The organism is Vibrio sp. QJM3NY_35 (assembly GCF_057785915.1).
In genome coordinates, this window is record NZ_CM173507.1 from 2,316,880 (window position 1) to 2,330,712 (window position 13,833).

Annotated in this window: 11 protein-coding genes; 6 read left to right on the top strand and 5 right to left on the bottom strand. The window is 44.3% G+C overall.

Going from position 1 to position 13,833, the window contains the following annotated elements:
• Window positions 1-564 precede the first annotated feature (564 nt).
• Together nhaB and dsbB are read left to right on the top strand one after the other, a co-directional pair.
• Entirely contained in the window at window positions 565-2,157 is a 1,593-nt protein-coding gene (gene nhaB, locus AC3CH3_RS10340; protein ID WP_019823574.1) for a Na(+)/H(+) antiporter NhaB, read from the top strand.
• Between the two features lie 146 nt (window positions 2,158-2,303).
• Window positions 2,304-2,813 (top strand): disulfide bond formation protein DsbB, encoded by a 510-nt coding sequence (gene dsbB, locus AC3CH3_RS10345; protein WP_026084412.1) that lies wholly within the window; start codon window positions 2,304-2,306, stop codon window positions 2,811-2,813.
• A gap of 127 nt (window positions 2,814-2,940) precedes the next feature.
• On the opposite strand, the gene AC3CH3_RS10350 is transcribed toward dsbB, so the two are convergent.
• Window positions 2,941-3,561 carry an SEC-C metal-binding domain-containing protein gene (locus AC3CH3_RS10350; protein WP_019823577.1) on the bottom strand — a complete coding sequence of 207 codons (621 nt, stop codon included), beginning with the start codon at window positions 3,559-3,561 and terminating at the stop codon, window positions 2,941-2,943.
• Window positions 3,562-3,772: 211 nt separating this feature from the next.
• On the opposite strand from AC3CH3_RS10350, the gene AC3CH3_RS10355 reads away from it, so the two are divergent.
• Entirely contained in the window at window positions 3,773-4,324 is a 552-nt protein-coding gene (locus AC3CH3_RS10355) for a prepilin-type N-terminal cleavage/methylation domain-containing protein (protein ID WP_488537100.1), read from the top strand.
• Window positions 4,325-4,395: 71 nt separating this feature from the next.
• The gene (gene dusC, locus AC3CH3_RS10360; protein ID WP_017069187.1) at window positions 4,396-5,352 is read left to right on the top strand and encodes a tRNA dihydrouridine(16) synthase DusC; all 957 of its coding nucleotides are present in this window, start codon (window positions 4,396-4,398) and stop codon (window positions 5,350-5,352) included.
• Between the two features lie 126 nt (window positions 5,353-5,478).
• Here dusC and AC3CH3_RS10365 read toward each other — a convergent pair whose 3' ends face one another.
• The 3 genes from AC3CH3_RS10365 to yfbV form a co-directional block, all read right to left on the bottom strand.
• Window positions 5,479-6,945, bottom strand: coding sequence for a GGDEF domain-containing protein (locus AC3CH3_RS10365; RefSeq protein ID WP_488537101.1), 1,467 nt, complete (start codon window positions 6,943-6,945; stop codon window positions 5,479-5,481).
• A 252-nt stretch (window positions 6,946-7,197) separates the two neighbouring features.
• On the bottom strand, window positions 7,198-8,163 hold the full coding sequence (locus tag AC3CH3_RS10370) for an ABC transporter substrate-binding protein (protein WP_488537102.1): 966 nt from the start codon (window positions 8,161-8,163) through the stop codon (window positions 7,198-7,200).
• 302 nt (window positions 8,164-8,465) lie between these two features.
• A complete protein-coding gene (yfbV, locus tag AC3CH3_RS10375) occupies window positions 8,466-8,918 on the bottom strand; it encodes a terminus macrodomain insulation protein YfbV (protein ID WP_488537103.1) in 453 nt (150 codons plus the stop codon).
• Between the two features lie 341 nt (window positions 8,919-9,259).
• Here yfbV and AC3CH3_RS10380 point away from each other — a divergent pair, with 341 nt between their 5' ends.
• Window positions 9,260-10,456, top strand: a complete 1,197-nt coding sequence (locus AC3CH3_RS10380; RefSeq protein ID WP_010437209.1) for an acetate kinase — start codon at window positions 9,260-9,262, stop codon at window positions 10,454-10,456.
• A gap of 147 nt (window positions 10,457-10,603) precedes the next feature.
• A complete protein-coding gene (gene pta, locus AC3CH3_RS10385; RefSeq protein WP_488537104.1) occupies window positions 10,604-12,769 on the top strand; it encodes a phosphate acetyltransferase in 2,166 nt (721 codons plus the stop codon).
• An 83-nt stretch (window positions 12,770-12,852) separates the two neighbouring features.
• Here the strand turns inward: pta and AC3CH3_RS10390 are convergent, their stop codons facing one another.
• The gene (locus tag AC3CH3_RS10390) at window positions 12,853-13,791 is read right to left on the bottom strand and encodes a glutathione S-transferase family protein (RefSeq protein ID WP_488537105.1); all 939 of its coding nucleotides are present in this window, start codon (window positions 13,789-13,791) and stop codon (window positions 12,853-12,855) included.
• Between the last annotated feature and the right edge of the window lie 42 nt (window positions 13,792-13,833).

The following is a 13,833-nucleotide window of genomic DNA, read 5'->3' on the forward strand; positions in this document are numbered from 1 at the left end:
CTCAAAAATTTTACTCACTCAAAACACAAGTAGAGTTAAAACTCTAAAGTTCAGCACACGTTTGCACCTTAGGTTTAGAAAGCAAGCGACTATAAATCACTATTTCAACAAATCATTAACACAACAAATTTTCTTTAAAATCAATGAGATTGGTCATAATTTTAAAGCCATTAAATTGCAACATTAAGTTGTAATAATCATATATAAACCGTCTTTATTCTGTAAATTTCAATCATTTCGCTGAAATATTGATTCTAGTCGGTTTTTATCACATTTTAAGTGGTATGCTTGCGCTACTTTGATCGCGTTTCTCAACAAAAAAGAGGTATTTTTAGTGCTACAGGGCTTTTCCTGTTGACTAAATGTTATCTAAGAGTAGAGTTGCGCTCAAAAATAAGCAGTGCTTGAGTTTCTAAGGGAGTGACTTGGCAAGACCACAGAACATTACATGGAATGTAGTTTTTCTAAGTCACTGTTAGTTATAGTTTTTAACAATTTCTATAGCTCGATTCTCAAAATGTTGTATTGCTTGTCTATTCATAATCAACATAAAAGAGTATTAACATGCCGATGTCTCTCGGAAACGCTTTTATCAAGAACTTCCTTGGTAAAGCTCCTGATTGGTATAAACTTGCCATCATTTCCTTTTTAATCATCAACCCGTTTGTTTTCTTCCTAGTTGACCCATTTGTTGCGGGCTGGCTATTGGTGGTTGAGTTTATTTTCACTCTAGCTATGGCTCTCAAATGCTACCCACTTCAACCGGGTGGTCTATTAGCTATTCAAGCAGTCGCCATTGGCATGACCAAACCAGAAATGGTTTATCACGAGCTGCAAGCAAACCTTCCTGTATTACTCTTGCTCGTATTCATGGTTGCTGGCATCTACTTCATGAAAGAACTGCTTTTGTTCATTTTCACGAAGATCTTGCTTGGCATCCAATCTAAAATTTTACTCTCTGTTGCCTTCTGTGTTGCTGCCGCTTTCTTATCAGCATTCCTAGATGCACTAACAGTAATCGCCGTAGTTATTAGCGTTGCGGTCGGCTTCTACTCTATCTACCACAAGGTTGCATCAGGCAAGGGCACAACGTCTGCGCACGATCATACTCATGATGAAGAGATCTCAGAGCTAACTCGTGATGACCTAGAAAACTACCGTGCTTTCCTACGTTCACTGCTTATGCACGCAGGTGTGGGTACAGCACTGGGTGGTGTAATGACCATGGTAGGTGAACCACAGAACTTGGTAATTGCTAAACAAGCGGGCTGGGAGTTCGGTGAATTTATCATCCGTATGCTGCCGGTAACACTGCCTGTTTTCTTCTGCGGTATTTTAACTTGTGCACTTGTCGAGAAATTCAAAGTGTTTGGTTACGGTGCTGAGCTACCAATGAATGTTCGCCAAATCTTAGTTGAGTTCGACAACAAAGAACGTGCAAACCGCACCAAGCAAGACGTAGCAAAATTATGGGTTCAGAGTGCAATCGCAGTTTGGCTGATTGTTGGCCTTGCGCTTCACGTCGCTGAAGTGGGTTTGATTGGCCTTTCAGTGATCATATTGGCAACGGCATTTACTGGTGTAATTGAAGAGCACTCGATGGGTAAAGCCTTTGAAGAAGCGCTACCATTTACTGCACTTCTTGCCGTCTTTTTCGCTGTCGTTGCGGTAATCATCGACCAAGCTCTATTTAAGCCAGTGATCGATGCAGTACTTCACGTTGAAGATAAAGGCGCACAGCTCGCACTCTTCTATATTGCCAACGGTATTTTATCGATGGTTTCAGATAACGTGTTCGTCGGTACGGTTTACATTAACGAAGTGAAAACTGCACTGGTTGAAGGCATCATCACTCGTGATCAGTTCGACCTACTTGCTGTTGCTATCAACACTGGTACTAACTTACCTTCTGTTGCTACGCCAAACGGCCAGGCTGCATTCCTATTCCTATTAACCTCAGCACTTGCTCCGTTAATTCGATTGTCTTACGGCCGCATGGTTATCATGGCTCTGCCATACACCATCGTGTTAGCACTGGTTGGCCTTGCTGGTATCGTGTTCTTCGTAGAACCGATGACAGCCTGGTTCTATGATGCAGGTTGGATCATTCAGCGCACTGGTGAAACTGTTGCTCCAGTTATCTCTGGCGGTCATTAAGCTAACACTGTGTCGCAAACCACATTAAGTATAACTAGCTAATCAAAAATATTAGTTGATTAGGAAACTTATCCAAGATAAAAAGCTCTGAGTAATCAGGGCTTTTTTATTTTATAGACAGGATTTAATTCGTGAACTTTTTAGCAATGATCAAAGACTTCTCTAAGGGACGTTTATCTTGGCTTTTACTGCTGGCTTTTATTGTCTTTTTTGAAGCGTGCGCTCTCTTCTTCCAACACGTGATGATGCTTGGTCCTTGCGTGATGTGTATCTATGAGCGCGTTGCTATGCTCGCTATCGGTGTTGCTGCCATGATTGGTGCTATTGCCCCGAATAACCCAATATCACGTTGGTTAGGCCTTGCTGGTTGGGGATTTGGCGCATACAAAGGTTTGATGCTTGCTTTAGAGCACGTCGATTACCAGTTCAATCCGTCTCCTTTCGCAACCTGTGACTTATTCGTGACCTTCCCTAGCTGGGCACCTTTAAACCAATGGGCACCTTGGATGTTTGAAGCTTACGGTGATTGCAGTAAGGTTGTGTGGCAGTTCTTCGATCTTTCTATGCCTCAGTGGCTAGTCATTATCTTTGCAGGTAACTTGGTTGCTTTCGGTATTGTGGTTATTTCTCAATTTGTGAAGTCGAAAAACGACTAACAGTAAGCCGCTAAAATTGAGACAACAAAAAAGTCGACCATGAGGTCGACTTTTTTATGACTTAAGCTTTTGAACACATAAAGAGAGTCTGCTACTGACTCAAGTAATGTTCATCAACAAACTGCGATTAGCTGTTTTTACCACAGCACTGCTTGAACTTTTTACCACTTTCACATGGGCAAGCATCGTTGCGGCCGATATCTTTAAATGGATTCACGCTCTGCGATTTATTACCTAGCATCGCCTCATCAGCAGCCATTGCCACTTCTGAGATCATCAGATCGACCTGACCCACTAAATCGGCAAGCGATGGTGGGTTTTGAAGCCCAGCCGCAACCATTTGTTGTTGAGTTTGCTCTTCATCAATCGCTAACATTAATGTCGTCAACAGAGCTTGCAGCATGCGCAGAGTACCGTCCGCAACCGTAATGCTTTGCCACTGCTCTTCCACTGTCGGCCAAACCATCATAAAACCTTCCGCAAAATCTGCGAACTGCTCATTGAAGTCACCTTCTGCAAACACATCAGTCAGTAAGTATTCACTTCGCTGAATTAGGTTGTGCTGTCGGTTAATCTGTTCTGTCACTAATGTTACAAGCTCTTTGCCCGCTTCAGGAGCTACGATAGCAATCCATTCTTCAGGATCGAGTGGCTTTGTCGCTAAGTTAGACGCAAGGATTGCACCTTCGATAAACTGCGGCGTAATGTCTGAAATAGATTCTGGTAGGCTTAATAATTGATATGTCATGAAAGCTCTGGATATTGGGGCATTTTCGATATTATAACGTTATCCCTGCTAAGTTGTCGCCAACCACTTCCCTCTGTTTTCTAACCGATAACGATACGCAAACCATTGCCATTCAAATATTGGCGATATTTCACTTATTTCGCTTTGATAATCAGAACCTTGGGTGTAAAACGCTTCCATAAACATTTAGTTACATTTAGGCGTGGTCAACATGAAATCAAAATCCCAAGGTTTTACATTACTCGAACTTGTCGTTGTGATTGTTATTCTAGGAATATTGGCAGTGACCGCTGCACCTAGGTTTCTTGGTGTTCAACGGGACGCTCATGAAGCATTAGCACAAGGCGCATTTGCTGCGTTTAGAAACAGCATTGATATGTACCATTCTCAATGGCTTGTCGATGGAGAGCCAAATTTTGATCAAGTGGTAGATTACGGCGAAGGCGATGTGTACCCATCACTTACTGGCTTTCCTATTTCGGTTCGAGAACAACCAACAAATCCGCCACAAGTCAATGGTGACCAATGCGTTGCACTTTGGAACTCTTTGATTAATTCCGATTTAGTTGCTCGCTCTCAAAATGATACTGGCTTTATTCTGCCTTCCGACGAAGCCATTGTAAGTTGGTATAACGGCCAGAATGAGTGTTTTTATTATTACACTCCAAGCTTTACTATTTCTGAAAGACTACCGATTCTCTATTATTCGCCAATCACGGGAGAAGTAAGAGTTGATCGAGCAATGGCAAATACCGCTCCTTAGTGACAATCTAACGAACACCTCGTACAATCACGCCTCTTAATTTCAGGACAGAGATGTTTCGGTAGATCAGCATGCGAGTAATACTTGGCCCGATGGAGGGCGTTCTAGACCACCTAATGCGTGAAATTCTCACAGAGATCAATGATTACGATCTCTGTGTGACAGAGTTTGTGCGCGTCGTGGATCAACTTCTTCCCCCGCATGTGTTCCACCGTATTTGCCCTGAACTGCATCAAGGCTCTCAGACTATGGCTGGTGTGCCAATCCATCTCCAACTTTTAGGTCAACACCCAAATTGGATGGCCGAGAATGCTTTTCAAGCTGCTAGCTTAGGCGCTAAAGGCATTGACCTTAATTTTGGTTGCCCAGCAAAAGCGGTCAACAAAAGTAATGGTGGGGCTTCACTGCTAAAAGAACCAGAGCTCATCTATCAAGTGGTGAACGCCTGTCGAGAAGCGGTACCTGCACACATTCCCGTGTCCGCAAAAATCCGATTAGGTTGGGAGCACCCGGAAGAGTGCTTTGAAATTGTCGACGCTATCGAGCAAGCCAAAGCTGACGAACTCACCGTACATGCAAGAACCAAAGTTGGCGGCTATAAAGCCAGCGAAATCAAGTGGGATTTCATCAATCAAATCAGAGAAAAAACGTCTCTACCGTTGATTGCTAATGGGGAAATCTGGAACTATCAAGATGGTCAAGATTGCATAGAAGCAACAGGCGTCGATTCATTGATGGTCTGCCGTGGTGCTTTCAATATTCCAAACCTTGGCAACGTCGTTAAGCACAACCACCAGAAAATGCCGTGGGATAAAGTCATTGAACTTTTGCTGCGCTATTCAGAGTTTCAAATTAAAGGGGACAAAGGCATGTACTACCCCAATAGAGTGAAGCAGTGGTTTGTTTATCTAAGTAAAGGCTACCCTGAAGCAAACGAACTGTTTAAAGAAATTCGTACTTTCAAGAAGGCGCCGCCGATTGTAGAACGCCTCCAGCGTTATCAAGAAGAACGCCGCCAACCTGTTTAAGATTATGTTTAGGGTTAAATACCCAACGCTACAAACGTGTTTACCGGTGCAAATAAGCTTTGCTTGGTAGACACGTTCGCTCTCCCCTCTTTCATTTTCATACAAAGCATCGATTCAATAACGTGGTTAAAATTCAAGACGGTCTTTACCCGTCGTCTTAGCCACGTATAGCTTTTCATCGGCGTACTTAAATATCTCATCGAAGTTAAGTTTACTTTGCTCAGTTTCAACAATGCAGACACCGCCAGATACCGTAAATCCATTTGGAATAATGTCGGCTGAAGTGGAACAAATCGCATTCTTCACTCGCTCTAATGTTCTCATCAAAGTTTCACGATCTTCGCCTTTCATATAAACGACAAACTCTTCACCGCCAAACCGTGCTGCAACGTCACTGCTTCGAATACTGTTACTGATCTGACGCGACATATAACGAATCACATCATCCCCCTTATCGTGGCCGTAGGTGTCGTTAATTGACTTAAAGTCATCGATATCGAAGACGGTTAAGGCAAACAGTTGATCGTGCTCTACGCTGCGCCAGAACGCTTCTAAACCACGGCGATTCAATAACCCTGTCATAGGGTCTTTGGCTGCGAGATCTTTAAAGTAACCGCGTTCAATATTGGAATTGACGTAGAAAAAGATAGTTACTGAGAAGAGGTACACAATGATGGCAACAATAAGACTGTCTTTCTCATACACGAAAAAGTGCTCAACTTCTTTCGCGATATCTAACTCGTAATACATCGCATGGTGAGACGCTACACCATCCAGATTAATCTCATGGTAGAAGGCCGCACTATCATTCGGCATAGTACGAGTAGTATCTATAATATCTATCCGACCCGCTAGATGCTCATTAGAGTTCTCAAGCAACCTACCAGCATTAATATCCACCGACAGCATCCCTTGGTGAACGCCTTTATGGAACACAGGGATGGTCATACTGATCATGCGGTCAAGGGAATCAAAACGATAGCCAGGGCCAGAGAGCGTGAGTTTGTCAGGGTTGTTGGCGGTTTTCTGCCAGTAAGGGCGACTCTTTATGGTCGACAACAGCTCTTTACTCAACCCTTTGGCAAAATCTTCTGGCGAAGAGATCACATAGCCGCGCGTATCAATGAAGTGCACACTGTCGTGGTATTCATCAAGTTGAGAGAGGAACGAAAGAATCGGTGCAAGCGCAATCTTTTCTGATGCACTTTTATAAGTCTCACTGGTTTCGGTACATAGGGAGGCTTCACCAATCAGCATATAGTCGATATCGACCGAAGGAATATCAGAGGTTTTTCCATCCGCAAGTAGCAGTATGTCAATAGGCCAAATTTGGCAAAGGCCATCTACGACTTGCTTATTGTGATCGAGAAATAGAGGGTTCCCGGATTTGTAGTAGTTGGAAAAACTGTAGTCTAGAGCGGTGACCACTTTTGTGGTTCTTTTGAATACCTCTTCGATACGATGAAATTCGCTCTCGATGTCTTTTTCCACCGAATCAAAATGGTTCTTTCCGATTAAGCCGAGTAGCATCGCGGCGATCACTGCAGGAAAGCCGAAGACAAAGGTAAGGCTAAAGTGCCTATTTACTTTCATATAATGTGCTCTTAGCGCTCAGCTATTTTCATTTACCCCATTAATATTATTACATTAATCGGCAATTCGCTCGACGTAAAATAATGTAAATTGATATTAACGACACACCTAACGGTCAAATAACCGCTTACAAATGAATAAAATAGAGAAGCACCAACATATAGAGAAGGTTAGTTCCGTTATCTGAGCCCATTTCAATGCTGTTAATAATATGACTTATGGCCTATTAGCTCACCTAACACCAAACTCAATTCACCGGCTAATGACCGCACGCTCAATCACAGACTGAGGTACTGTCACGCCAAGCTCACGTGCAGCATCTAGGTTAACCACCAGCTGAGAACTCTGCGCAGTTTTGACACTCAACTTCCCGGGCTTCTGTCCTTCCAGAATGGCTGCGACATAATCCGCGGTCTGAATCCCAACATCATAATAATCTAGACCTAAACCAGCAATCGCTCCCTTCCCGACATAAGACGTTGCTCCTGCAACCACAGGTGTACCAGCTTGGTTTGCAGCGTCTATCAACCCCTCCATGCCGCTTGCAACCGTGTTATCGGTCAAGGCATAGATAACATCAGACTTCTTAGCAATGGATTCTGCTTTTGCTTCGACATCGTCAACAGTCAGCGCTTTTTCGGTGTGAAGTGTATAACCGAAATCTCGAGTTGCCTTTCTCAATAACCCAACTAACGCAACGGCATTCGCTTCCGCAGGGTTATAAACCACACCGATTGAACTTGCCTTAGGAAGAAGCTCTTTGATCAAAGAGACATGTTGAACGATTGGAGAGAGATCAGAAAGACCCGTGACATTGCGGCCCGGCTTTTCTAGCTGTTTAACCAGCCTAGCGCCGATAGGATCGGTAACCGCGGTGAACACAATCGGTATCGAGCGAGTCGCCGATACTAAGGCTTGTGAGGTCGGTGTTGCGATGCCTACCAATACATGGGGATTTTCACTGACGAGCTCTCTGGCAATCTTGGCTGCCTGAGCCGGGTTACCATTCGCCATTTCATAAGAAAACTCTAAGTTCTTACCGGGGTCATAACCCTTGGCTTTCAATCCTTCAAGGAGCCCTAGACGTGTCGCATTCAGATCGGGATGGTCAACAACTTGTGAAACCGACACTTTGGCAACGTTTGCCATTACATTGCCAGTCCATAGCAACATCAAGCAACTTAAAACCGCTGCCAATACCTTTCTTACAGAACTCATTATTGCTCCCTGAATCAAGCTCTACCCGTCATTACTCGCTCAAAGAGAACAACATCAAAATCACTATTGACATTATTACCAGTAACCATTGATAACTTGAAGTGATATTTAACAAAAATACAACAAGGCTCGAGTTATGTGAGAAAGGTTATATTGACTTCGGAGGAAGGTAAGAAACCAAGTGAATAAGGACAGGTAAGCTAAACGGAAAGTAAGCGAGGTAACAAAGAGAGGAGCAAATCTGAGAACAAGCTATAGAAGATGAATAGTTGTTCTCAGACAAGAGGGAGAGCTGGGATTCTTTAGAACCAACGCTCCATTGAGGATTTATCTAACTGACGAAAGGCACGATTTAAAATGATTGCCAATTCTTTATAGCGAGGGCGCGACTTCATAGGCTCTAACGCAAAACCCGTTTCAGTGATCTTTTCATGCAGTTCGCGGTACCACGATACTAGCGCCGGCGGAAGTTGTGTATTTGAGCGATTGCCCAACCACCACATACCTTGAAGCGGCAAGCTGATCGCAAACAAAGCCATAACCACAGCCTGTGGCATCGCTTGGTAATTATTAAAGACCATTTGTGTAAGAACACTGATAGCGGCAATCGCAGGCATCACTTTCACGCCAAAACGGGTCGCTTTAATAATGCGTTGTTCTGGGAAGATCGCGTTTAACTCTTTTCGGACGGGCCAGAGATCCATGTACTTTTGGCCATCTTTTAAACTAGTAGCTAAACCAACTCTATTGCTCATATGAGTCTCCCATTAAAAAAAAGTTGAAATCATCAACTAAAAACACAAAAATTTGACGAAAAATAATATTCTTTCAAATTTTTTTGTTATATTTGCACAATATCGCTATTATTTGCAGACCTCAATCTCATTGTTGCCCTTATTTACAATTTAAGCAACTTTGAGAAGACTTCTGCAAGGAATGCACAAGCCTCTTTTTGATAAAGAGCGCTTTCACTTTATACGGAAATTAACGTTTTTTTGACCAAGGTTAGTACGCAAGCCTATGTGCTTCGACTATTCTTGAGATTAATTTTCATCCTTAACTGATTTCGATCAGAAAAATAAACAGGTAGTCATTAATGTCTAAGCTAGTTTTAGTTTTAAACTGTGGTAGTTCTTCTCTTAAATTCGCTGTTGTTGATGCAGAAACAGGTGCAGAGCACCTAACTGGTCTTGCTGAGTGTCTAGGTCTTCCAGAAGCTCGTATGAAGTGGAAACTTGATGGCAAGCACGAAGCACAACTAGGCGCGGGCGCAGCTCACGTAGAAGCACTATCTTTCATGGTAGAAACTATTCTTGCTTCTAAGCCTGAGCTTAAAGCTAACCTTGGCGCTATCGGTCACCGTATCGTACACGGTGGCGAGCAGTTCACTTCTTCTGCACTTATCACTGATGAAGTACTTAAGGGTATTCAAGACGCTGCGACTTTCGCACCTCTTCACAACCCAGCTCACCTTATCGGTATCGAAGCGGCTCAACAGAACTTCCCAGGCCTTAAAAACGTTGCTGTATTCGACACTGCGTTCCACCAAACAATGCCTTCTGAGTCTTACCTATACGCTCTACCGTACAACCTGTACAAAGAGCACGGCATCCGTCGTTACGGCATGCACGGTACTTCTCACCTATTCATCACTCGTGAAGTTGCAGGCCTACTAAACAAGCCAGTTGAAGAAGTTAACATCATCAACTGTCACCTAGGTAACGGCGCTTCTGTATGTGCTATCAAGAACGGTCAATCTGTAGATACTTCTATGGGTCTTACTCCTCTTGAAGGTCTTGTAATGGGTACTCGTTGTGGTGACCTAGATCCTGCGATCATCTTCCACCTACACGACGCTCTTGGTTACTCTGTTGAAGAAATCAACAACATGCTAACTAAAGAGTCTGGTCTTGCTGGTCTAACTGAAGTGACTTCTGACTGTCGTTTCGTTGAAGACAACTACGGTGAGAAAGAAGAAGCAACTCGTGCAATGGACGTGTTCTGTCACCGTCTAGCTAAGTATGTTGCTGGTTACACTGCAACTCTAGAAGGTCGTCTAGACGCAATCACTTTCACTGGCGGCATCGGCGAGAACTCTGGCCCAATCCGTGAAATGGTTCTTAACCGCCTAGGTATCTTCGGCATCGAAGTTGACGGTGAAGCTAACCTTAAAGCTCGTTTCGGCGGCGAAGGTACTATCACTACAGCTAACAGCCGTATCCCAGCAATGGTTATCTCTACTAACGAAGAGCTAGTAATTGCTGAAGACACTGCGAAACTAGCAGGTCTTTAATTGATTTACCTGACTAGCTTCACTCGAAGCTAGTCAGTTTTTCATATCAAGAAAATGGGGCTCAACTTCTATTCCTACCCCAATTTAAATATCGGTGGGAATAGCAGTTGAGCTTTTTTTATTTCCAATAGTCAAAGGTGTTCGTCAATGTCACGTACTATTATGCTTATCCCTACAAGCGCTGGTGTTGGTCTTACTAGTGTTAGCATGGGTGTTCTTCGCGCTATGGAGCGTAAGGGCGTAAGTGTTTCTTTCTACAAGCCAATCGCTCAACCTCGCAGCGGTGGTGATCAACCCGATCTAACGTCTACTATTATCAGCGTAAACAGCGACATTAAGATTGGTGAGCCAATCGCAATGACTAAAGCTGAAGCTTTGATCGGTAGCGAAAAAATGGACGTACTTCTTGAGTCTGTTGTTGAACAATACAACAAGATCAACAAAGACGCAGAAGTAACGCTAATCGAAGGTCTAGTACCTACTCGTAAGCACCCATTTGCTAACCAAGTAAACGCGGAAATCGCGAAGACACTTGGCGCGGAGATCGTATTCGTTGCGACTCCTGGTACTGACAACCCTACGCAACTTAAAGAGCGTATCGAAGTAGCATGTTCTAACTTCGGCGGTACTAAGAACAAGAATATCAAAGGCGTAATCATCAACAAGCTTAACGCTCCTGTTGATGAAGCTGGCCGTACTCGCCCTGACCTATCTGAAATCTTCGACGATGCAGATACAGCTCAGCAAGCGAACCTTGAAGTAATGCAAATCTTCAACTCTAGCCCTATCCGTGTTCTTGGCTGTGTGCCATGGAGCATCGACCTAATCGCGACTCGTGCGGTTGATATGGCTAAGCACCTTAACGCTGAAATCATCAACGAAGGTGAAATCGCGACTCGTCGTATTAAGAGCATCACTTTCTGTGCACGTTCTCTACCGCACATGATTGAGCACTTTAAGCCAGGTTCACTGCTAGTAACTTCTGCAGACCGTCCTGACGTTATCGTTGCTGCGGCTCTTGCTGCGAAAAACGGTGTTGAGATTGGCGCAATCCTGCTTACTGGCGGTTACGACATCCCAGAAAGCATTGCTAACCTATGTGCACCAGCATTCGCTTCAGGTCTACCGATCTTCAAGGCTCAAGGTAACACTTGGCAGACATCTCTAAACCTACAGAGCTTCAACCTAGAAGTTCCTGCAGACGATAAAGAGCGTATCGAGTTCGTTAACGATCACGTTGCAAGCCACATCGATGGCCCTTGGATTGATTCTCTATCTGAAGGCACTCAAGGCATCCGTCGTCTAAGCCCACCAGCATTCCGTTACCAGCTAACTGAATTCGCTCGTAAAGCGGCTAAGCGCATCGTTCTTCCTGAAGGTGATGAGCCACGTACTGTTAAAGCAGCTTCTATCTGTGCTGAACGCGGTATCGCAACTTGTGTGCTTCTTGGTAACCCAGACGAAATCCGTCGCGTTGCTGCACAACAAGGTGTTGAGCTAGGCGCTGGCGTTGAGATCATCGATTCTGCATCTGTTCGCGAAAACTACGTAGCTCGTCTAGTAGAACTTCGTGGCGCTAAAGGTATGACTGAAGTTGTTGCTCGTGAGAAGCTAGAAGATTCAGTATTCCTAGGCACTATGATGCTTGAAGCGGGTGAAGTTGACGGCCTAGTTTCTGGTGCTGTTCACACTACGGCGAACACTATCGTTCCTCCGTTCCAGATCATCAAGACTGCTCCTGATGCTTCTATCGTATCTTCAATCTTCTTCATGCTTCTGCCTGATCAAGTTCTTGTATACGGTGACTGTGCGATCAACCCAGATCCAACGGCTGAACAGCTTGCTGAAATTGCTATCCAATCTGCAGATTCTGCGGCGGCATTCGGTATCGACCCACGCGTTGCTATGATCTCTTACTCTACTGGTGAATCTGGTAAGGGTGCAGACGTAGATAAAGTACGTGAAGCAACTAAGATTGCTCAAGAGAAACGTCCAGATCTAGTGATCGACGGCCCTCTACAGTACGACGCGGCTATCATGGAAAACGTTGCTGCTTCTAAAGCACCAAACTCTCCAGTAGCAGGTAAAGCGACTGTATTCGTATTCCCAGACCTAAACACTGGTAACACGACTTACAAAGCGGTACAACGTTCAGCAGATCTAGTATCTATCGGTCCAATGCTTCAAGGTATGCGCAAGCCAGTAAATGACTTGTCTCGTGGCGCTCTAGTAGACGACATCGTTTACACAGTAGCTCTAACGGCTATCCAAGCAGACCAAGCCGCTCAAGCTGAAGAAAAAGTAATTAACTAATTTTTCTTTAGTAGAAAGCAAAAACCCTAGATATTTATCTAGGGTTTTTTTTATGTCTGGAGTAAGAGAATTAACTGATGAGCCTAGCCTCGGCCATGTGGCGATTCTAAATCTAGCGCGGGTCCTTTAGGGACAACCTGGGTTGGGTTGATGCCCGTATGGCTGTAATAGTAGTGGCGCTTGATATGGTAAAAATCGGTCGTCTCTTTGATGCCTTCGATCTGGTACAGCTCTTTTAGGTAGCCCTGAATATTTGCGTAGTCCGCTATTCGTTGCTTGTTACACTTGAAGTGACCCACATACACTGCATCGAATCGAACTAAGGTCGTAAACAACCGCCAATCCGCTTCTGTAATCTCGTTACCCGCCAGATAACGGTGTTCGCCAAGATGGGCATCCACTTTGTCTAACGCTTCAAATAACGCGTCATACGCTTCTTCATAAGCCTCTTGTGTGGTCGCAAAGCCGGTACGATAAACGCCGTTATTGATGTTCGGATAGATGTAGTCGTTCCAATCATCAATCTTGCTCGCTAGCTCCCATGGGTAGTAATCATCGGTGTTGCCTGTTAACTCATTAAATTCTGAGTTAAACATGCGGATGATTTCAGACGACTCGTTGCTCACGATGGTGTTGGTTTTCTTATCCCATAAAACAGGAACCGTGACTCGACCTGAATAGTCCGGTTTGGCTTGGGTGTAGATTTGGTGCATGCGAGAGTGACCGAATAGAGGCTCAGGCAAGCCCATTTGCCAACCTTCACTCATCATATCAGGGCAAACCACCGTCACATCAATGTGATCGGTTAGGTCTTTCAGTTCACGGAAAATCAGCGTGCGATGCGCCCACGGACAAGCTAACGAAACGTATAAGTGGTAACGACCACTTTCTGGCTCAAATTGCGCTCCGGCTTTATTTTCAACCCAGTTGCGAAAGCCCGCATCTTCACGAACGAACTTACCACCGCTTTCTTTAGTGTCGTACCACACATCGTGCCAAACACCTTCAACTAACTTGCCCATATCCAAACCTCTGTGATGCTAACTTTTCTTTAGTATAAAAAA